The following is a 20,980-nucleotide window of genomic DNA, read 5'->3' as shown; positions in this document are numbered from 1 at the left end:
AGCGCAGTTTCACTCAAATGACGATACGCCAGCCTTTACGCGCCATACCATGCATGAGCCCGGCAAACACAGCGGTGAAAGCAAAGGCGAACGCAAACGAAGAAAAATTCTCTCCAAATCTCGGTGCCAATAGTGGGTAAAAGACATTTCGATACCATTCGTCTCCCCAGCCAGTGAACGCGAGCAAGCAGGTCGCGATCCATGAACCAGCATAAGCAGCAATCGAATTAATCCCAAAGCTGCGCCCCACCGCAGGCAGGTGCTTAAGATCAATCAGCCAATGCAGAAATGCGATCACGACATACGCAGCGCCACTGGTCCACAAAACAAACGACGCGGTCCATAATTGCTTATTCATTGGCAGCCAAAACGATAATAAATAACCGCCAACCAACAAGCCAGCGCCGATCGCATATAAGGCGGAAAGTCTACTCTGCCGCAAGAAATGAGCTGCCTGCACACCTAACAACACACTGGCGAACGCAGGGAGCGTGGAAAAGATCCCTTCAGGATCATGTGCAAATCCAGTCAACGGATCAAACTGATAGGCAAGATGGCCTAACAGCAAAGTATCAAGCAGATCCGCCAGATTTTTTCCTGGCTCTAAGGAACCATAAGAAAGCAGCGCCAAGCTTGACGCCAACAAGATCAGACACGTCAGGATCCAACGCTGAAAATATGAACGCACGTATAACACCGTGAGTCCGGCAAAGGCAAAACACAAACCAATTCTTTGTAGCACCCCAAATAATCGAAAAGCGCGCCCTTCGATGGTCCATGTTGCAAACCAATGCAACAGCAATCCCAAAACGAACAAGCGCACTGCCCGCCATATAACAGATGATCCTAATTGTTTGACGTCTGCGCCACGCTCTAATTGGGGGCTAAGGGCTAACGAGACCGACAATCCAACAATCAGCAAGAAAAATGGAAAAATAAAATCTGCAGGCGTGCAACCATGCCATTCAGCATGTTCGAGCCACGGAAATACATGATCCCAATCGCCCGCGTTATTGACTAATAACATTGCAGCGACCGTCCATCCGCGAAATACATCCACTGATAAAAAACGACCTTGTTTTTGTTGATTCACGGATTGTCTCCATTTTTTATACGAATAATCAGAGCGTAAAAACAATGATGTACGCTTCGGTAATTTCTTGGTGAGGTAGCTAAAACTCAGTATTCAGGCAATACCAATTGCCACTTTTTGCGATAGTTCAACCATAGAGAAGCACTTTTTACAGCATGGCTAGCATACATACCAGTTAATCAAGAAACACAGATTAATCGACAAAATGCAACATCAATGATATCCAAAGAAAAACGATAATTTATCGATGCTTTAGAGGGTATTCAAGTAAAAAATAGCCATAACTGCAATCACAAACCCATGATACTGGCACTTAAGTGGCATTGCAAATATAAAACCAGTTGACCTGTGTATCCTGCACTAGTATGTTCTGAATCTGAGCGTTGCTATCGCTACTGTTAATTTGCACCGTCGTGTAGAAGACAGGTTGAGATCAGCATCAAAAAAATTGAACATTTGAGACGACTTTATGACCACAAAAACGACCGTTAGCGCACATCCAATGCGTTGGGTACCCACTTTATATCTGGCGGAAGGCCTGCCCTTTTATGCAGTCGCATTGGTCGCAGGATTGATGTACAAGAGCTTGGGCGTACCCAACGACCAAATTGCACGTTGGACTGGCTTGATCGGCTTGGCTTGGGTTTTTAAGTCTCTCTGGAGCCCTTTCCTTGAAGCTGCGAGTAGCAAAAAACTGATCGTCGTGTCGTTTCAACTCATTGGTGGCGTCTGTCTTGGATTGGTTGCCTTATCGTTGCAATTGCCAACGTATTTTGCGTTGAGTATCGCGCTGCTCGGCGTGGTAGGTATTGCCTCAGCAACCCATGATATCGCTGCAGACGGTTTATATATCGCCAGTCTGAGCAATAAGCAGCAGGCTGCCTACGCAGGTTGGCAAGGGGCATTTTTTAATGCCGCCAAATTCATTTCGCTGGGCGGGCTTGTCATTCTGGCTGGTCACTTAGAGAAACAAATGGATGCGCAGCATGCATGGATGATCATTTTTGGCATCCTGGGTGTGATGCTGACAGCATTAGGCATTTATCACAGCTGGGCGCTACCAGGGACTAAAAACACCAATACAGAAGCGTCGATGCATAGTGTATTTACCACTTTGCTCGATGTCATTGTCGACTTCTTTAAAAAGCCTGGAATCTGGCTTGCCATTACCTTCATTATTTTATTTCGTGCTGGCGAAGGCCAAATCCAAACGATTGGCCCCTTGTTTTTACGCGATGCAAGAGAACTGGGTGGTTTAGGATTAAGTACTGATCAAGTCGGCGTGGTGTATGGCACCGCGGGTACCGTCGCATTTTTGGGGGGTAGTATTTTAGGTGGTTACTTTGCCTCTTGGTTAGGCTTACGCAGAGCCTTGCCATGGTTGATTGTGGCGATGAACGTACCAAATCTTGTGTTCTTTTTCCTGAGTAGCACTCTGCCTGAAAACATGAGTGTCATCGCAACGGCACTGAGTTTCGAAATGTTCGGCTATGGCTTCGGTTTTGTCGGGTTGATTCTGTTCATCATGCAAGTGGTTGCTGTCGGCAAATATCAGACTGCGCACTATGCTCTGGGTACCGGTGTCATGCAACTCGGATTTGTGTTTTTTAAAATGATCAGTGGCGATATCCAGGTGGCTCTAGGCTACAAACAGTTTTTTGTCTGGGTCTTGATCTCAGCGATACCAGTGCTGATCCTGACGCGCTTTGTCAAAATCAAAGACCAGGCAACACCCGAAGAAGATCTTGCTCAGGCAGATGATGGGCAGGTCGAAGCGAACAAGATCATTTGACCGCTGCAGTTGATTACTAAAGTTGATCACTGCAGTTACTCACTGCAGTTGCTCACTACGTTGGGGCATGCAATGGAATATTAAGAGTAAATACAGTGCCTTTACCGTAAAAACTATCCACATTTAAATTGCCACCTAAGGTTTTGGTGGCAATATTGTGAACGATATTCAAACCTAAACCGGTTCCGCCGCGCCCCATTTTTGTCGTGTAAAACGGGTCAAAAATACGCGATAAATGATCAGTTTCTATGCCGACACCGTCGTCGCTGAACAGTATCTGTACGGTCTTTTCATCAAAAAGTCGTGCGGTTAAATGCATTTCACCTTGATCTTTACCGTCAAATGCATGCGCTACCGAATTGTTAATCAGATTGGTCACGATCTGCTCCAATGGGCCTGGGTAGCTGTCCAACAAAATCCCCTGCGGAACATCAAAAGTAAAACGGAATGGTGTCATACGCAGCATCGGACTCAGAACAGCAGCAACGTCAACAATAATGTCATATAAATCGAAGGGACGTCGTTGGTCAGTTACCTGATCCACCGCAACATGTTTAAAATTGTTCACCAGATCACTGGAACGATGTAAAGCACGAATTAAGATACTGGTACCTTCATCAGCCTCGCTCAAATAGTCGCTTAAAGTCGACTTACGCAAACCGCCATTTGCAAACAATTGATTAATCGACGTCGTCTTTTCACGTAAGGTTGTGGCAACTGTCAGGCTATTACCGATTGGCGTATTAAGTTCATGCGCGACCACCGCGACAATATTGCCAAGCGCCTTCAGTTTTTCCGAACGAATTAATTCATCCTGCGCCAGCTGTAATTTTTCCATCGCTAACGCCAGGTCGAGGTTAGCCTTTTTCAATTCAGCTGTACGCTCGTTGACCCGTAGCTCCAGCTCGTCATTGAGTTGGCGCAAAGCTGCCCGGGCTTCGACTTGTGGCGTAATGTCTCGTGCGATACCAAGATAGCCAACGACATTTTCAAATTCATCGCGCATCGTCGTGACTACCAGTGATACATTGATACGCTTTCCGCTTTTGTGAATGTAAGTCCAGTTACTGACATCAGAACCATTTTGTATCGCCACTGCCGTAAAAATTTCAATGCCTGATATATGCCGGCCAAACTGCTTTGACAACTGGCGGCTGCGTTCGCTTAATTCCTTCTTATCGTGAAATGGTGCTGGTGTTATGCGACCAACAAATTCCTCTGCGCTATAGCCCAACATTTTTTCCGCGCCGCTATTGAACATGGTAATTTTGCCATAGACATCGGTAGCAATGATGGATACTTCTGACGCCGCATCAAGTACAGCCTGCAGTTTACGCCGTCCCATCTCCACTTTAATCTCTGATTCGAGCCGCTCCGTAATGTCTTTGCAGATCGTGACGATGTGGGGAACACCATCAATATCCAATAATTTAGCCGACAGCAAGATTGCTTTAATTTTGCCATCTTTAGTGGAAAGTGATGTCTGGAAGTCGCTAATAAAACCATTGGCAAATACCGATTTTACCCAACGTTTTCGATTTTCTATATCCAGCCAAATACCCATTTTGATGCTGGTCTGGCCGACCGCTTCTGCGCGGGTGTATCCAGTCATGGTTTCAAAACCAGCATTCCCATAGACAATCATCCCGCTTTCTAACTGGCTTAATGTCAGGTAGTCAGGTACTGCTTCAAACACCGACTGCAAACGCTCAGCGGTTGCTCGCTGTTGTTGCTCGCTATGTTTCAGCGCCAGAATATCGCGTTCCAGTTGCTCTCCCATAATATTCAGCGCACGTCCAACACCGCCAACTTCATCATTACCAGTGTGCGCAATACGCAGCCCGTATTCACCTCTGGAAATCGCGTTAGCAGATACTTCTAAACGCTTCAGGTTACGTGTCAACCAAGTCCCAAGGAGGGCTATACAAATAAAAGAAATCAAAATCTCGATCGTCGCGATTAAAACAGATTCATTCAACAAGCGATCGCGGGCATCTTTGACAAATTGCGTGTTCACGCCAAATAGCAAGTCGCCATAGGGCATACCATTCAATGTCACCGGAAGGCGGGCATCAATGCGTGTCGTGCTACTGGCAATATGAAAATCATGCAAATCCGTTGGGGCTTCACCGTCCCAACCATTGGCGGCAATTAAATGTTGGCTGCGGTCAAAAAGTAAAAAATAGACGATCCCGTCCTTACGGCGACTGGCACGAAATACCTCGTTTATGGTAGCCACGTCGTGCTGTGCCATTGCCGGCGTCACCGACGTATTCAATAACACCGATACTTCTCTCAAACGAAGATCGACCAATTGCAGCATGGTTTCTTGATTCAGGCGTAAGCTATTGGAAACTAAAAAACCCAGCATCGCCACTTCGATCAATACACTGCCCAGCACTAATTTCCAACGTAATGACAATCTCATTGCAAACCCAGGTACTTTAAAGTTTCAGGAAGTTATTTATCTCATTCAGACATGCTGGTTGGTGTGACTTTTTAATCCCACCAAAATGACCTTCGCTCAAAATAATGCGCCACGCGACAAACTCTAATGGCTATGACAACCCTGCTTGTCCCTGCTTTGCACTGGCTAACCAAATCGCCCAGCGCAAAATAGGAACAAGATAACGTCATAGCCGCTCTGCGCGCAACATTCAATAAGACGTAAAAATTGTGGTCTCATCCCATAATCCTGATCAATTCAGTACATTACATGAGCAAGCAATAAATTGCCATTAAGACGACAGCAATTCTCAATAGAAAAGGCAGTATCTGATCTGGAATAGGTACTCATCGATAACAGAATGGAGTCCCGATGACGTAATTTCATTACTAAGCTGACAAAATCAGCGATGAAAGCATGTCAATTGACTACCTGGAAATGTTCAAAAAATACGAACTACGTCGATGAATTAGTGATAATTATTAATACAATTACACTATAATTTTAAACGCAATCCCAGTCGATTGAATAGCTTGATCATGGCAATCATGAGCGCTACATAAAAAATGCTCCATAGCATCCCAAGCGCCCCTTGGCGTAACACCGGCACTAACACTAGCTGGAAATACTCGGAAACGCTATAAATGAAGAATGGCAGCAGATAAATGAATAAAGAGTTTTGTGCGGCAGGCATGAGGAATTGATACCAGGACCGCCATTGCAACACGTCGATCGCCACATACAGCAACAACATCACCGAACTACAGATCGCGATCGAGAACCACGCCCAACTCGGGGTTGCATGAATTTTTGATATAGGAAAAACGAGATGCAAACCCATGGCGATCAAGAATGCAGCAATACACCACACAGCCAAGAGCCCGGCACGCTGACGTTGTGCTGCCTGTGAAGTCGCCTGTGAAGTCGCTGGTGAGCTGGCCTGCGAACTAAATAACAACTGCGACACTCCAGCGCCTGCCATGACCAGCATCACGTGAGTGAACTGATTCGCCTGATCGCTTAAAAAATGGAGTACACGATCATTTGATAGAGAAGATAACGAAAAAGCTGATGAAAATGATGAAAATGATGAAAGATAATCAGGCTGCAAGCCGACGAACCCAGCAAGACAAATCACATTAGAAAACAATACAAGTGGTAAAGAAGCACCGAAAAAAATCACCACCATGCCAGCAAAGAGGGAAGACCATCCAATCAGCCCAAGTATGCCCCACCATTGCGGCTGCAGCCCTGACAATCCATTCTCACCACTTCGATAAACCAGAGCGAAGCTCAGTAGCAATAACACACCTATGCTACTTAGAACCCGACTGAATCGCGGTATGTTTTTAAAACGTATATGCCAAACCAGCACGACTGCCAATAGCATCAACGCAGACCATAAGTGAATCGAAATCGGCATCGCACTCTGCGTAAAACCATCCTCTGCATTCACCATCATGACACCAATGATGATTAATGACACAGAACGGCGTATTTGATGCGACATCAACAGTGAACGCCCTGCACCAGATTGCTGACGCTGTTTTAATGCCAATGGCAGGGAAAGCCCAACGATAAATAGAAACGCTGGAAAAACCACATCTGCCAGCGACATACCATCAACGTCCGCCGGCATATGCTTGAGCCACGAAGGTATCCCCGCTACGCCCGCCAAATCATTGACAAAAATCATGAGCAAAATCGTCATGCCACGAAACACGTCGATGCTGGCACTTCGTGAAGTTGAAGGCAGGCTCATGGTCGCTTAGCGTGCTGACAATGCCGACAGGCGTGGTAAGGCGTTGCCCGTTGTATCGAACGCATAACAGTGCTCAGCGGCAGCATACAGCGTCAACTTTTGCGACGGACGAAGCTGAGGAATTTCGGCTGAAAACTTCGCAGCAAATAAATTTTCAGCCCCCGGAAAATTCGCATACACAATGCAACTATCACCCAAATGCTCAACAAAATTAACATCGACTTGTAAGCGATTTGTCGACGTTTGTGTCGTGTCTTCAAGCTTAATATGCTCTGCCCGAATACCTACCGTGACATGGTCACCAATGCGCAATGATCTACCATCTACCTGAATTTGCAATAAGCAGCCATCCGCCAACTGTACCAGAACCCCTTGTCGTTCGGCATCCATAACGGTCGCTGCCAATAAATTCATTTTTGGCGTCCCTAAAAAGCCAGCCACAAACACATTGGCAGGATGTTCATACAGGGTTAATGGCGTACCTACCTGTTCAATGATACCGCCATTAAACACGGCAATACGTTGCCCCAATGTCATGGCCTCTACTTGATCATGCGTGACATAAATCATCGTCGATTGTAACTCTCTATGCATTTTACTCAGCTCGATCCGCATCTGTACCCGTAAACTGGCATCCAGATTGGATAAAGGTTCGTCAAATAAAAATAAACTTGGTTGGCGTACGATGGCACGACCAATCGCTACCCGCTGCCGCTGTCCACCCGATAAATCCCGTGGTTTACGCTCCAGCAAATGTGTAATCTGCAGTGCCTCAGCGGTTCTCTCTACAGTACTTGCGATTTCCGCCTTAGACATTTTTGACAAGGTAAGACTAAACGCCATATTTTCAAAGACCGTCATATGCGGATACAGTGCATAGGATTGAAATACCATCGCCAAACCGCGTTGTGCAGGCGGAATGTCATTTGATCTCACACCGCCAATAAAAAGCTCGCCTTCATCGATGGATTCCAGCCCGGCGATCATACGAAGCAGCGTTGATTTTCCGCATCCGGATGGTCCTACGAAGACCATGAACTCGCCATTCTGAATATGCAAATCAATCTGTCTTAATACTTGATTCTTGCCATAGGATTTGGCGAGCTGTTGCAGTTTGACATCGGCCATATTTTGTCTCTGATTTTTTCTTCTTGATCGTTAAACATAAAGGTTCACAATGCGCGAATTTATTTCGTGATCCGCGACCTTCATGTTCGTACGATTGATTGATCGCTTGATTGGTCGCTTGATTGGTCGCTTGATTAATTTCCTTACGGATGCTTAATGAAAACCATGCACGGGGATTTTTCCATCAGCACTAATTTCACCAGCAAACCATGCACGAGCAGCATCCACCGCTGGTGGCGCAAAGCCATAAGTCATTAACGCGGGCGACTGGATATCTAACATCTGAAATGGATTCCATAAGACAAGGTGCAAATCAGGCTTCCACGTGTCGCGCACATGTTGGCTGTAACGAATCCTGACAGTCGACGCCAGAATCACGAAACGCTCATCGTGCGGTAATGCGCGCCAGTCAAAACTATCGGCATCATCAAAACACACGGTTTCTACGTCATATAAACTGCTCAACATAGCACTTACTTTTTCAGCAGGAATACCGGCTTCCGACACACCGTCACTCACGACGTCGGCGCTGATAACAAGACGTACTTTGCTACCCTTAGCGGGTGCTGTTGCATTTCCGCTCGTCGTTAAACCACGCTTCCAGGCGGCAGACATCAAAATACGATCTGCCATATCTGATTGATATGCAGCTGATCCACAAGGATAAGCATCGGTCAACGCACGCACCCGCGCCAAACGTTGTGCAATGTCCTCTCTTGTGACCTGACCACTGGCGATCACTTCGGTTAATGCCTCAAGCGTCTCGATTTGCGTTTCTGTGGTTCCCAACGCCATCACCAAATCTGCGCCAGCAAGCAAGGCTTTTACAGCGGCATTACCAACACCGTAGCGACCAGCAATCGCATGCATATCCATACCATCGGTAATCACCACACCTTGATAATTCCATTGATCGCGTAATAAACCAGTCAAAATTGGTTTGGACATGGTGGCGGGATTGTCCGCATCCAGTGCGGGATAAACAATATGCGCTGTCATCATCGCAGGCGCATTACGACTCACCGCAATCTGAAATGGTGCTAACTCCAATGCTTGCAGTTGTTCAAGACTTTTATCGACCGTTGGCAAATCGCGGTGTGAATCAACATTCGTATCGCCATGACCAGGAAAATGTTTAACGCAACAGGCAACGCCCTCAGACAAACTGCCATCCATCCATGCCAACGCCAATTCACTTGCACGCTGTGGATCTGAGCCAAAAGAACGTTCAGAAATAACCGGGTTATCGACGTTATTGTTTAAATCCAGGACTGGTGCAAAATTCCAGTTAAAACCTAGCGCTTTCACACCGCGAGCGACTGCAGCACCTACCTGGTAACATAATTCAGGATCATCACTAGCACCAAGCGACATCGCCGCCGGTGGTTGTGGCACCCATGTTGCACGAACCACGGCACCGCCTTCCTGATCGATAGCGATCAACGACTCTGCGCCCATTACTTCACGTAAATCAGCCGTCAATTTTTTGAGTTGAATTTCATCGGTCATATTGCCTCGGAAAAGACAAATCGCACGAATGTGATGTTGCTTCAAATAGTGTGCAGATACCTCATCCAGACTGGTGATTGGCATCCGTATCATCACCAACTGGCCAGCCAGTTGTCGTGCTTCATCAAGGCTCATCACATACTGTTTGTCTTGCGTCATTTCACTGCTCCATCCATACCGCGCATAAAAAAGCGCTGAGTAAATAAAAAGGCGACCAGAATTGGTGCGACTGTCAAAATTGTTCCCGCGGCAATCACCCGCGTACTGCTACCATAAGTGCCACGTAAATATAAAACACCGGCCGATAAAGGGAAATCGTCGGGCTTCGCAATAATAATCGAAGGCCATATATATTCATTCCAGGCTTCTACCGCCGTCAAAATACCAACTGTCGCTAGCCAGGGCGTTATCAACGGCAATACGATGCGATAAAAAATCGTCCATTCGGTCGCACCATCTACCCGCGCTGCATCGAGCAAATCTTGTGGGACTTCATCGAACGCCTGCTTTAACAAAAGAATCGAGACCGCAGTCACCAGATTCGGCAATACCACGCCCGTGTAAGTATCGACTAAACCTAGTTTAGTCATGCTAATAAAATTCACCAGAAAATTCACTTCCGACGGCAAAATCATCGTCGCCAGAATGATGCCGAGTATCAACTTACTGCCACGAAACTCCATCCGCGATAAGGGATAAGCAGCGAGCGAACAAATCACTAATTTACCGATGACCGTCGCCACCGTGATCAGCAGAGAATTTTTATAAAACGCCAGTATCGGAATGACACGGAATACTTCGACAAAATTATCAATCGATATCGCTTGCGGCCAGAATGTGGGCGGGAACTCAAACACATTACCTTTGGTAGAAATAGCGACGACCAATGTCCACCAGAAAGGGAAAATACAAATCACCGCAATGACGCTTAAAATAAGATATTGCGACAATAGTGTTAAGATTTTTTGGCGATTGATTTTCATTCGCGATGCCTCGGCTTCAGGTATTTCAGACACGCAAATGCGATCCCTATGCAGCACACAGACACAACGAAACTCGCTGCCAGACCGCGGGGCAATTTCAAATGCTTTAAGCCTTGATCATACGCATAATACAAAGCTGTGAAAGTAGAGTTCATTGGCCCACCTTGCGTCAATACATCGACTTCCTGATACGCCTTTAATGCCGCCAATACTGACATAATGCTACACACCATGATGGTTGGGTACAGCATCGGCACCGTAATGCGCCAGAAGCGTTGCCAGCGATTGGCACCATCGAGTATCGCCGCTTCTTGCATCTCAGAAGGCAGCGATTGCAAGGCCGCCAGATACATCACCATATACCAACCTAAGCCGCGCCAAAACGACACAAACATGATGGCAAACAAGGCTAAGGCGTCATCAGATAACCAACCCAAAGGCGCACGTATCAAATGCAATTGCAAGAGCACATAATTTAAAGTGCCCTGCTCATGAAACATAAAACCCCACATAATGCCGACCACTGAAACGGTCGTCACCACGGGCACATAATAGGCCGCCCGAAACCAACGTATCGCTGGCAATTGATTGTTAACTAATACCGCCAAACTGATTGCACCGATCTGTGTGAATGGCACCACCAATAAAAATAGCAATGAATTTTTTAGCCCGGTTAAAAACATCTCATTACTAAACAAAGCCTGATAATTTTCCAGCCCAACCCAGTGGGTCGTCCGCATCAAACTAAAATCGGTGAAGCTTAGATACGAGCCATAAAATACTGGCCAAAATGAAAAAGCCGCCAGCAAAAGTAATGCTGGTGCTAAAAAACCATAGGCTAATTTAGAATGATGTTGATTGCCAACTTGGGAATGTTTCATGGCCTATGCACCTTGGCTAATTTTTTATTCCAGATCGTAACGGCTTCGTCTAGCGCAGTTTGCACGTCGGCTTTGCCGGTTACGCTTGCCTCTACGGCCTTCACTAAAAAGCGGCGTAACTCATCGTAATCATCGATGCCGGCAACATACAAACTACGTGCGGAATTCATCGAATTAGCAGCCACTGCAGAGGCCAATTCTGCCGCGCTTACATTCGTCGGCAACTGTTTAAAATACGGATTTGCCAGCGCTTTTTTGGTGGTTGGCATAACACCAGCCAAGCGGGCAAACGCCAATTGATTTTGATCACCAGTCAGATAACGGGCAAATTCAGCGACTGCTGGCAAATCTTGCGACTTCACCCCTTTTGGAATCGCGAAGTGAAACATCCACCCACCATCATTGATACCTGTTGGGCCTGGGGGCATAGGAAAAATACCCGTTTGCGCATAAATGTCAGGCGCATCGGTTTGTATGCGTTTAATCGCAGTGGGTGCGCTGACCATCACGGCCAAACGTCCACCGAGGTAAGCATCGACGACTGCCGGAAAATTATCTTCAGCAAATAATTTATCTTTTAAAAAACCATTCGCTTTGTACGTTGCAGCAAGTTTTTTGATCAATGCAACGTGCGCCGGCGAGTTAAATACCGCTTTGCCATTGCGTATCAAATCCAGCCCTTGCTGCATCATGAAACCGTCGATTTTCCCTAAAGCGGGCGCATAACCCGGCTTGCCGGTTTTTGCCGCAACTTGCACCGCCAAGGCCAATAACTCATCCATATTTTTCGGCGCCGCAGTAATGCCGGCTGCTGACAATAGCTGTCGGTTATACGCGATGACGTTAACGTTACTGTAATGCGGAAATCCGTACACTTGGCCATTGAAACGCAAATCTGCCAACGCAGCATCGGTGTAGGGATTAAGCTGGCCTGGTGCCGTCAAATAGGCATCTAGCGGTTCAAGTAAGCCATCCCGCGCCATCTCTTCGGCCCAAGGCACGCTCAGGTTGACCAGGGCGGGCGGTTTGCCAGCAGCGATTGACGTAATTAATTTCAGCTGCAAAATATCCCACGGAAAATCAACCCACTCAATCCAGACGCCAGGATGAGTAGCCTCGTAGTCACGCACCAGATCATGAAAATAGGGAATAAATTTTGGCTTCAGACTCATGGTCCAGAATTCAATTTTCTGCACCGCGCACGCTGGCTGCTGAACAGCAAATAGCAACAAGAAGCACATCAGGATTTGTTGCAGAGATTTGCGCAATACCAGCTGGCGATTGGCATCATTCTCTGCAAAAAAGCAGGTATTAAATATACTCCCCACATTTTTTAAAAAAACAACCATCTAATCAATGCCTTTATTAGGATATTTTTTTATACTAAGGGGAGTATATTTTTAAACATTAAAAAAATTTGAATTCAAACTGACAACAACGGGCCGGTTTAATTCGTTTTAGTCACTTTGCTCAGATGACGTGGCTTATCAGGATCAAGACCACGTGCGACTGACAAATGTGCTGCCATCACATAAAACGCCTGGATAGCAACGATAGGATCGAGATCAGGTGTCGCTGCCACAGGCAAGGTCAGATTGCGCTCTTTAATGTTGTCCGGTGCAGCTAGCAACACATTCGCACCACGACCACGCATTTCTTCGGCCAATTTGATCAAGCCATCTTGTGCAGGGCCACGGGTTGCAAAAATTAACAATGGATAACCATCATGAATCAGCGCCATCGGGCCGTGTTTAATTTCTGCGCCACTAAACGCTTCCGCCTGAATCACCGATGTTTCTTTGAACTTCAACGCCGATTCGAGCGCAACCGGGAAACTGATACCACGCCCTACTACCATAATGCGTTGTGCAGGTGTCAGCACATCCAATGCGGGCGACCAATCCAATTTGGTGGCTGCATTCAAGGCTTCAGGCAATTGTTCGATGGCATCCAAAAATGCGGCATCATTTTGCCAATGGCCAGCGAGGCGCGCACCAGCAACCAGTGATGTGATAAAACTTTTTGTTGCAGCCACGCTTAATTCAGGGCCGGCATGCAAAGGCATCGTCCATTGTGCAGCTTGCGCCAATGGTGAAGTCGCATCATTGACGAGAGCAACGGTCGTTGCGCCACCTTGCGAGAAATAAGAGATCGGCTCAACCACGTCGGGGCTTTGACCCGACTGCGAAATGGCAATCGCCAATGCATCTTTTGCCAACAACGGCGCTTTATTCAAAGTGATCAATGACATTGGCAAGGAGGCGACGATACGACCCAAGCGCTGCATAATCAGATAGGCGGCGTAGTTCGCCGCGTGATCTGAACTACCGCGAGCGACCGTCACCACGGCGGACGGCGGATTAGCACGCAAATGCGCGCCGAGCTCCGCGTAGCGATCACGTTCTTGTGTTAATTGATAAGCGACACGTTCCCCTGAGGAACACGCTTCTTTAAGCATTTGCGAGGTCAATCTTTTCTCCTTCTACATACACGGCAATGAGGTTGAGCTGACGATCCAGCACAACGAGGTCGGCAAACGCACCCGCTTGTAAGCGGCCACGTTCAGATAATCCGAGATAATCAGCGGCATACGTAGAAACTCGCTTAGAAGCGTCTTCAAGGTCGAGTCCGATACTGACTAAATTGCGCAAGGCCTGATCCATGGTCAGGGTACTGCCAGCGAGAGTGCCATCTTCAAGGCGAACACCGCCCAGACATTTATGCACAATCTGACGACCTAACATATATTGACCGTCAGGCATGCCTGAAGCAGCCGTAGAATCAGTAACGCAATATAAATGAGGAATCGCGCGCATCGCCGCCTTAATTGCACCGGGATGAACGTGTAATAAATCAGGAATAATTTCAGAAAATTCGGCGTGTGCTAACGCCGCACCGACCATACCTGGAGCACGGTGATCGAGACGTGACATCGCGTTATACAGATGCGTAAATCCTTTAGCGCCGTTGTCTAATGCCGCCACACCTTCTTCATAGGTTCCCAACGTATGACCAATTTGCACCTGCATGCCCAACGCACTTAACTCGCGGATCAATTGCAAATGCCCCGCCATTTCTGGCGCAACAGTGATCAATTTAATCGGCGCGATGGCATCCAGATGCTTTACTTGCGCCAACGAACCTATATCGGCAAAATCAGGCTGAGCGCCCAGCTTACCTGGATTGATATATGGCCCTTCCAGATGCACACCCAAAACGCGCGCCGCTCCCTGAGGACGCTCTGTGATCGATGGCTGTATCGCACGCAATGCGGCTTCGATATCGGCCATCGGCGCTGTCATGGTCGTCGCGAGTAAACTCGTGGTGCCATGCTGCGCATGTTGCCGCGCAATCACTTGCACGGCATCACCAGCTTCCATGGTGTCTTTGCCGCCAGCGCCGTGGACATGCAAATCAACGAAACCTGGCAGAATAAAATAATCTGGGTCGGCAGACAAATCACGCTGATGAATTGCCTCAATTCTGTCAGCAAACTGAATATCACCAACAATCCAGCCGTCCGGCGTCAGGATTTTTCCTTGCAATTGTTGATTCAAACTCATCTGAACAACTCCGCTACGAAGTCATAATAATCGCTACGGCAATACGAATGTGACAGTTCAATCGCAGACCCATTTGGCAAGTAGGCAACACGGGTAATGAACAACATTGCCGCCCCCTGCTTGATGTCCGCCAGTCTCGCTTGTTCCGGTGTCGCATTCACCGCGCGGATATGCTGGAGCGCACGGGTCGGTGCGACATTGTGTGATTCCAGATAGCCGTACAAACTATCAGTAACCAATTTAGGATTTGGCATATACATCGCTGGTACGGTCGTACTTTCGATCGCCATCACGACATTATCTGCAGTACGCAAACGCTTGAGTCTTGAAACCACCGTATTGGGTGACAAGCCTAAAGACAAAATTTCTTCTGGTGATGCAATCCCGGTTTCACGCGATATCCAGCGCGACCCCGGTACAAAACCGCGTTGACGCAGTTCTTCACTGAAGTTGGTTAAGCGTGACAGCGGCTGTTCCAGCTTCGGTGTAATGTAAGTACCGGAGCCATGCTTACGGGTCAGTAAGCCGCGTTCGCATAGCATATCAATCGCTTTGCGTGCAGTCACGCGGGAAATCTGCAGCACCTCCGACAACATACGTTCAGAAGGCAGTGCCTCATCGGGTTGCCACTGTCCACTATGAATTCCATTGGCTAGCTTATTTGCCAGTTGTAGATACAAAGGCGTAGAACTATCGCTATCAGGCTTAAAATCGTTCAATTGTGCCAGCATGTTTTGTCTCTCTGTTTTATATTTTTTGCAGATGAAGTTGTTATTTATTTCGCAAATGATGTTGAATCAAAATCAAAGCGCCACTCGCAGAATCACCCTGCGGCTTCTGTATTCGTTGCTGCAATTCCGTTGGTAAATAATAGCTTAATGGCGACGCCAGGCCGCCGCACAAAGCGATTGGCAACTGTCCGCTTGAATCCAACGCGGTTGCCATTGCCTGCACTTCGCGACCTGCTGCCAGCATAATATTGCGTGCGACCTCAACCTCAGTCGAAAAGCGAATCACCAATGGTGCCAGCTCTGCATAGCGGGTTTGATTTGCACTTGCCAGCCAGTCAAAAACAGCATTTTTGTCACCGCCACAATGTGCTAAAACCGCCACTGAAAATGGATTCACGGTGGCGCGACCATCGAGTGTCCGTTGCAAGTGATTGACGGCTTGCATTCCCAGCCATGCACCGCTCGCTTCATCGCTCACAGGAAAGCCCCAACCACCGACTTCCCTGCGCTGACCATCAGCCTGCAATACTTCACCAACACTACCGGTTCCGAGGGCAATCACAACACCAGGCTGCCCCGCGTGCGCCCCCACCAACGTGGTGTAGGCATCGGTCTCGGCGACCAGCGTCGCGAAGCCAGGATTCAAGGATATGAATTCCTCGGCCCATTGCACATTATTCACGCCCGCCAAACCGCAACCTATCGCCAATGACGACAATGCCGGCAAATCCAGTCCCGCTAGTTTAAAAGCGTCCTTCATTGCACTCAAAATCGTATTCCACGCATTTTGTCGACCATGTACCAGACCAGATGGACCGCCGACGCCACGAGCCAATTCTATCCCATTGCGATCAGCTAACACCACTCGCGTGCCAGTACCGCCGCCGTCCACGCCAATCAGAAAGGTGATCGCTGACGCCTTTTCGTCTTGCGTCGTGTTTTTTGAAACGGCCAAATCTAGCTGTGAGGTGGATGAATTATTCATTAATATATTAATTACGTGCAAATTATCGGAAACATAATTTACAAATGAAGTTCTGTTAAACTTAAGGTCTTCACTGTAAAGTTTATTAGTAGTGGTTGTCAATAGGTATTTAAGTGGTATTGTATCGAATTGAGACGAAGGATGCATACCTCTTTACTTTTTATTGCGGTTCAATTCCAGCCCGATACTCTCCATACGCAATGCGTTCTCAACGCTCACAAAACATCAGAAAGACCAGGCTGCTGCACATCTTTTTCTATGTCTCATTACCAGTGATTACCACTGGTTACTAATGGTTACTACTGGTCTTAAATGAAAGAAATGACGCGCCAACAGCGACCGTCTTCTCACCTGTTTTTTTGTCGATAAACTGTCCTGACATCCGACGAACAAGTCCCAAAAAAAACACCTGATAAACCAAAACCCTGAATCCGATGTTCGCAATGCCGACGTAAAAACGTCCTGCATCAAGTTAAAAATCGTAAAAAGTATTTACCGTTAAACGGCCGGGCAGCGGATCAGGATTAATGCTGATCGCCGGGTTAATACATGCCGAATGCAACAAACTTCCTCTATAGACAACGAGACGATTAAATTTTGCTGGAATCATCCCCAAAAAAGTGAACTGATCATTCGAATCATCAAAATACCTTTGCAGCGGCCGTTTTGCATTCATTTCTTCGTAATAGGTATCGAGATAATGCTCGCGATTTTCTGCTGTAATTTGCTGAAAACCGGTTGCATTGTGTCGATAAAACCCGGTACCACCATGTTGCTGATCGCAGAGATATAACAACACAGCCATGTGATGCGGCGTACTGGCATCAAAATGCGGCGTACACTGCAATGGTCCTAATTCATCGGGTGGTGTCGTCGTCAGCGAATACATACAAATGCTTTTTCGGATTCCCAATTCAATCGGCACGTCAAAATTGACTTTGATGATCTGCTCTGACAATGCCGTCAACGCGCTAGAATAATCTTCAGGCGCTCTGGCACGCAGGCCTGGATAACCTTTGCGTTCGGGCACCCCAGGGTAGGCGCTGAATTGACTTCGTGCCGCGATCTCTTTCATCACCATTGGATTCTGTAAAAAATCATCGATGACCAACGCGTGATGCTCACCAATCGTGACTGATTCAATCACGGGGGGCATGCGAATGGCAAATAGAGGATCCATAAGACTCCAAAATTCAGGTGCAATTTCAACAACGGCAATACGCAAATTATTGCCACACGCAAGAAAAAACCAAGCGACTAGAGCACCTTCAGCGTGCACGTCCGGTAGAATCATCGGCGTTAAATAGTCTGCTCGACGCAAGCAGACTATTTAGAAGACTATTTAGCAGGCTATTTATTGCACTAAACCAGCACACTAAACTAACGCACCAGACTTCAATTAGAACTTAGCACTCAGGCTTACGCGGTATGTCGTTTCACCCATGAAAGACCATGCTGGATAACCAATTTGCAATGAAGGCTTCACCGTAGTCGTCGTTGCCGCTGCACCGTATTGAATATCATCCGCTTTCAACAGGTTGGTCGCTTCCAAGGTCAAGCGAACCTTGTCAGTGATATTCCAGCCGATACTTGCATCCAAGGTGCCATAGGCGTCATGCATACGATTACCATACCAACCGGTTTCACGAATCATGTATTGAGAACGCCAGTTGTAAGCAGCACGCACAAAATACTTTGGACTTTCCCAGTATCCGAGCAAGTTCACGTTATTTTTTGACGACTGTGTAAAGACATTCAACTGATCTTGATAGCTACTTGCTGGCGCCGTTGCATTCGATAAGGTGTAGTTAGCGACCACACCGAACCCGTTATCAAAGGCGTGATTGATCTGGGCTTCCAGTCCATCAATTTTTCCACCACCGGCATTGACGTAATGATTCACCGTCCAGCTATCTTTGCCACTATCTGGGCTCACAACACCAATGCTCTGATTGACTTGGGTGACTGTGGTGATGAAGTTATTAATATCTTTATGGAAGTACGTCAATGAGATTAAATTGCCTTTACCATAGTAGTACTCAACGCTCAGATCTAACTGCGTCGATTTCATCGGCTTCAAGGCGACACTACCGTAAGTCATCGTTTCATTACCTGCGACGCCATCCTGGTAATTCGACTCGCTGGCGAGGAACATGTTGTCAAAATTAGGACGAGTAATCGCTTGTGACGCAGCCAAACGCAAAATCGTATTTTTATTCAGATCGTAGGCAAGATTCAGGCTTGGCAATATATCGTGATATTTGGCACTCTGTGTCGCCAGTTTATTACTCCAGCCAGCATTATTACCAATATCGCCCGCCGCCTGAGGGCTACCATCAAATACGTAGCCTGTTCCAGTTACATCAGTACCAATATAACGCGCGCCGAAGTTGCCGTGCCATTGCTCTTTTTCGAAGTTGAACATACCGTAAAGTGCGGTGTTTTTTTCTTCTAACTTGCCGTAGCCACTGCGGTCGTAAGTCCAGCTAGTGATGTTTTGATTGGTATTGGCCATCATTGCATCGATATTCGGTTTAGGGCTTGTCCAACCATTCAGACCCATCGCAATCGTACCGCTGTACAAACTACCTGTCGGCGCATTGATCGCATTGGCTAAGAAGTTACCACGGTAGGAGCTTTTTTCAAACGTATGATCGGATACGCGGAAACCAGTTTTGAAGGAAGAAATTCCACTCGGCCAATCCAGATTCAACAACAAATCTGCTTGCGCATAATTTTCTTTGTCGCTGTTCGGGCCGCTGGAAGTTGCCCATGCACCAGCAGGTCCCACGGTTGCCGGCAAATTCGCTAGCGTAACGCCTTGTGGGGATGTCGGCGTCAGAATAATTTGCTTACCTGCTGCATTGACATTACCAGTCCATCTTGGCAAATTAGGCCCGGATGTATCGCCTGTGTAATAGCTGTAATTGGTGGTTTCTGATGTGCCACCATCTGCTTTTGTCGTGCCTGCAACCGCATCCAGTTTAAAACCGTCACCCTTGAAAGTGCCATTCAAGATTAGACTATCCGAACTCATCTTGGCTTTACGCGCCCACGTCTGCAAGAATGCATCATTTGCCGTCGCAGCAGTCGTCGTGCTGGACGTACATACACCTGCAGCGTTCGTTACTTTGCAGTTATTGAAACCTAAATTAGTTGTCGGATCAAATGTATTTTGGAAAATATATTGGCTGGTATTGGAGTTATCGCCGTCGAGCTTCAACTTCATGTAATTCAGTCCAAGATCGATATCTTTTGTTGGGCGTGCCTGCAAATTTAAGTTCAATGCCTGACGCTTGCGGTCTTGCACAAAAGTGGTCGGTTCAACGTCGCCAGACCAGGTCGTATCAGATTCAATACCGCGACGAATATATTCACCACGTTCGATTGCACCACCAACTAAGACGCCAAATGTGTTTGCTTCATTTTTCCAGCTGTAGAGACCGGAAATATCTTTGTCTAACTGCGTACTTACCGAGCCTTTACCTAACTTAGTCCCGATAAACGCTGAACCTGCTGGCAAATCCAGTGGTTTGCGGGTTTTGACAATCACGGTACCGCCGATACCACCTTCGGTCAAATCTGCCTGAGAGGATTTGTAGACTTCCATCCCACCGATCAACTCTGACGGCAATAGAGAATAATTGAAGGAACGATCAATCGATTGCTGATCATACCAACCGGTCGACGCAATCGTCTGACCGTTCAATGTAGTGTATGTCATTTGGGGATCTGAGCCACGCACAGAAACCGACGCGCCTTGTCCAAATGCACGTCCAACAGAAACACCAGGAACACGGCCCAAGGATTCACCGACATCAGTATCAGGCATTTTGCCGATATCTTCTGCAGATACAGCATCAACGACGGAATTAGAATTTCGCTTAATATTAATCGCGTTCTGCATCGAGGCGCGAATACCCGTTACAACCACTTCCTGTGTCTGCGGTTGATCAGTTTGTTGCGCGGAAACGGACATCGACGCGCTCATGACCAACAGCGCAACTGCTGAAGCGATCGGCGTCAGACCAGGTTTTAAATTACGTTGCATTTGCTCCCCCAAAATTTTTATCAATTATTTTTAAAGTACGACCGCTTACTCATTAC

At 47.1% G+C, this 20,980-nt stretch carries 15 protein-coding genes; 1 reads left to right on the top strand and 14 read right to left on the bottom strand.

What is annotated here, in order from left to right; all coding sequences use genetic code 11:
• Window positions 1-13 precede the first annotated feature (13 nt).
• Window positions 14-1,093 carry an acyltransferase family protein gene (locus ACO0K1_RS04270; protein ID WP_423023035.1) on the bottom strand — a complete coding sequence of 360 codons (1,080 nt, stop codon included), beginning with the start codon at window positions 1,091-1,093 and terminating at the stop codon, window positions 14-16.
• A 469-nt stretch (window positions 1,094-1,562) separates the two neighbouring features.
• Here ACO0K1_RS04270 and ACO0K1_RS04265 point away from each other — a divergent pair, with 469 nt between their 5' ends.
• Window positions 1,563-2,885 (top strand): MFS transporter, encoded by a 1,323-nt coding sequence (locus ACO0K1_RS04265; RefSeq protein WP_423023033.1) that lies wholly within the window; start codon window positions 1,563-1,565, stop codon window positions 2,883-2,885.
• Window positions 2,886-2,940: 55 nt separating this feature from the next.
• Here the strand turns inward: ACO0K1_RS04265 and ACO0K1_RS04260 are convergent, their stop codons facing one another.
• The 13 genes from ACO0K1_RS04260 to ACO0K1_RS04200 all read right to left on the bottom strand — a co-directional run bounded on the left by ACO0K1_RS04260 (window position 2,941) and on the right by ACO0K1_RS04200 (window position 20,924).
• Entirely contained in the window at window positions 2,941-5,313 is a 2,373-nt protein-coding gene (locus ACO0K1_RS04260; protein WP_423023031.1) for a PAS domain S-box protein, read from the bottom strand.
• A gap of 514 nt (window positions 5,314-5,827) precedes the next feature.
• Complete coding sequence (locus ACO0K1_RS04255; RefSeq protein ID WP_423023029.1) at window positions 5,828-7,093, bottom strand: DUF5009 domain-containing protein; 1,266 nt, start codon at window positions 7,091-7,093, stop codon at window positions 5,828-5,830.
• Between the two features lie 6 nt (window positions 7,094-7,099).
• On the bottom strand, window positions 7,100-8,221 hold the full coding sequence (locus tag ACO0K1_RS04250; RefSeq protein ID WP_423023027.1) for an ABC transporter ATP-binding protein: 1,122 nt from the start codon (window positions 8,219-8,221) through the stop codon (window positions 7,100-7,102).
• 153 nt (window positions 8,222-8,374) lie between these two features.
• A complete protein-coding gene (locus ACO0K1_RS04245) occupies window positions 8,375-9,889 on the bottom strand; it encodes a glycoside hydrolase family 3 protein (protein ID WP_423023025.1) in 1,515 nt (504 codons plus the stop codon).
• Entirely contained in the window at window positions 9,886-10,713 is an 828-nt protein-coding gene (locus ACO0K1_RS04240) for a carbohydrate ABC transporter permease (protein WP_423023023.1), read from the bottom strand. The genes ACO0K1_RS04245 and ACO0K1_RS04240 overlap by 4 nt, the downstream gene beginning before the upstream one ends.
• Window positions 10,710-11,594 carry a carbohydrate ABC transporter permease gene (locus tag ACO0K1_RS04235; RefSeq protein WP_423023021.1) on the bottom strand — a complete coding sequence of 295 codons (885 nt, stop codon included), beginning with the start codon at window positions 11,592-11,594 and terminating at the stop codon, window positions 10,710-10,712. Before ACO0K1_RS04235 ends, ACO0K1_RS04240 begins: the two co-directional genes overlap by 4 nt.
• Window positions 11,591-12,943: an ABC transporter substrate-binding protein gene (locus ACO0K1_RS04230; protein WP_423023018.1), complete on the bottom strand. Its 1,353-nt coding sequence runs from the start codon at window positions 12,941-12,943 to the stop codon at window positions 11,591-11,593. The genes ACO0K1_RS04235 and ACO0K1_RS04230 overlap by 4 nt, the downstream gene beginning before the upstream one ends.
• Before the next feature lie 98 nt (window positions 12,944-13,041).
• Complete coding sequence (locus ACO0K1_RS04225) at window positions 13,042-14,052, bottom strand: SIS domain-containing protein (protein WP_423023089.1); 1,011 nt, start codon at window positions 14,050-14,052, stop codon at window positions 13,042-13,044.
• On the bottom strand, window positions 14,045-15,157 hold the full coding sequence (gene nagA / locus ACO0K1_RS04220; RefSeq protein WP_423023016.1) for an N-acetylglucosamine-6-phosphate deacetylase: 1,113 nt from the start codon (window positions 15,155-15,157) through the stop codon (window positions 14,045-14,047). Before nagA ends, ACO0K1_RS04225 begins: the two co-directional genes overlap by 8 nt.
• Window positions 15,154-15,888: a GntR family transcriptional regulator gene (locus tag ACO0K1_RS04215; RefSeq protein ID WP_423023014.1), complete on the bottom strand. Its 735-nt coding sequence runs from the start codon at window positions 15,886-15,888 to the stop codon at window positions 15,154-15,156. Before ACO0K1_RS04215 ends, nagA begins: the two co-directional genes overlap by 4 nt.
• A gap of 40 nt (window positions 15,889-15,928) precedes the next feature.
• Window positions 15,929-16,873, bottom strand: a complete 945-nt coding sequence (locus ACO0K1_RS04210; protein ID WP_423023012.1) for a BadF/BadG/BcrA/BcrD ATPase family protein — start codon at window positions 16,871-16,873, stop codon at window positions 15,929-15,931.
• Between the two features lie 472 nt (window positions 16,874-17,345).
• A complete protein-coding gene (locus tag ACO0K1_RS04205; protein ID WP_423023010.1) occupies window positions 17,346-18,053 on the bottom strand; it encodes a DUF6445 family protein in 708 nt (235 codons plus the stop codon).
• 219 nt (window positions 18,054-18,272) lie between these two features.
• Window positions 18,273-20,924: a TonB-dependent receptor gene (locus tag ACO0K1_RS04200; RefSeq protein ID WP_423023008.1), complete on the bottom strand. Its 2,652-nt coding sequence runs from the start codon at window positions 20,922-20,924 to the stop codon at window positions 18,273-18,275.
• Window positions 20,925-20,980 lie beyond the last annotated feature (56 nt).

Origin of the sequence: Undibacterium sp. SXout20W, assembly GCF_049340285.1 — a bacterium.
Taxonomy (GTDB): Bacteria; Pseudomonadota; Gammaproteobacteria; order Burkholderiales; family Burkholderiaceae_D; genus Undibacterium.
This window is presented reverse-complemented; position numbering and strand designations above follow the sequence as displayed.

What these genes read in the sequence shown, in the direction of transcription:
- ACO0K1_RS04245 (WP_423023025.1), bottom strand. Translation starts at nt 9,889, where the DNA reads ATGACGCAAGACAAACAGTATGTGATGAGCCTTGATGAAGCACGACAA.
- ACO0K1_RS04260 (WP_423023031.1), bottom strand. Translation starts at nt 5,313, where the DNA reads ATGAGATTGTCATTACGTTGGAAATTAGTGCTGGGCAGTGTATTGATC.
- ACO0K1_RS04235 (WP_423023021.1), bottom strand. Translation starts at nt 11,594, where the DNA reads ATGAAACATTCCCAAGTTGGCAATCAACATCATTCTAAATTAGCCTAT.
- ACO0K1_RS04225 (WP_423023089.1), bottom strand. Translation starts at nt 14,052, where the DNA reads ATGCTTAAAGAAGCGTGTTCCTCAGGGGAACGTGTCGCTTATCAATTA.
- nagA (WP_423023016.1), bottom strand. Translation starts at nt 15,157, where the DNA reads ATGAGTTTGAATCAACAATTGCAAGGAAAAATCCTGACGCCGGACGGC.
- ACO0K1_RS04250 (WP_423023027.1), bottom strand. Translation starts at nt 8,221, where the DNA reads ATGGCCGATGTCAAACTGCAACAGCTCGCCAAATCCTATGGCAAGAAT.
- ACO0K1_RS04240 (WP_423023023.1), bottom strand. Translation starts at nt 10,713, where the DNA reads ATGAAAATCAATCGCCAAAAAATCTTAACACTATTGTCGCAATATCTT.
- ACO0K1_RS04200 (WP_423023008.1), bottom strand. Translation starts at nt 20,924, where the DNA reads ATGCAACGTAATTTAAAACCTGGTCTGACGCCGATCGCTTCAGCAGTT.
- ACO0K1_RS04210 (WP_423023012.1), bottom strand. Translation starts at nt 16,873, where the DNA reads ATGAATAATTCATCCACCTCACAGCTAGATTTGGCCGTTTCAAAAAAC.
- ACO0K1_RS04255 (WP_423023029.1), bottom strand. Translation starts at nt 7,093, where the DNA reads ATGAGCCTGCCTTCAACTTCACGAAGTGCCAGCATCGACGTGTTTCGT.
- ACO0K1_RS04265 (WP_423023033.1), top strand. Translation starts at nt 1,563, where the DNA reads ATGACCACAAAAACGACCGTTAGCGCACATCCAATGCGTTGGGTACCC.
- ACO0K1_RS04230 (WP_423023018.1), bottom strand. Translation starts at nt 12,943, where the DNA reads ATGGTTGTTTTTTTAAAAAATGTGGGGAGTATATTTAATACCTGCTTT.
- ACO0K1_RS04205 (WP_423023010.1), bottom strand. Translation starts at nt 18,053, where the DNA reads ATGGATCCTCTATTTGCCATTCGCATGCCCCCCGTGATTGAATCAGTC.
- ACO0K1_RS04215 (WP_423023014.1), bottom strand. Translation starts at nt 15,888, where the DNA reads ATGCTGGCACAATTGAACGATTTTAAGCCTGATAGCGATAGTTCTACG.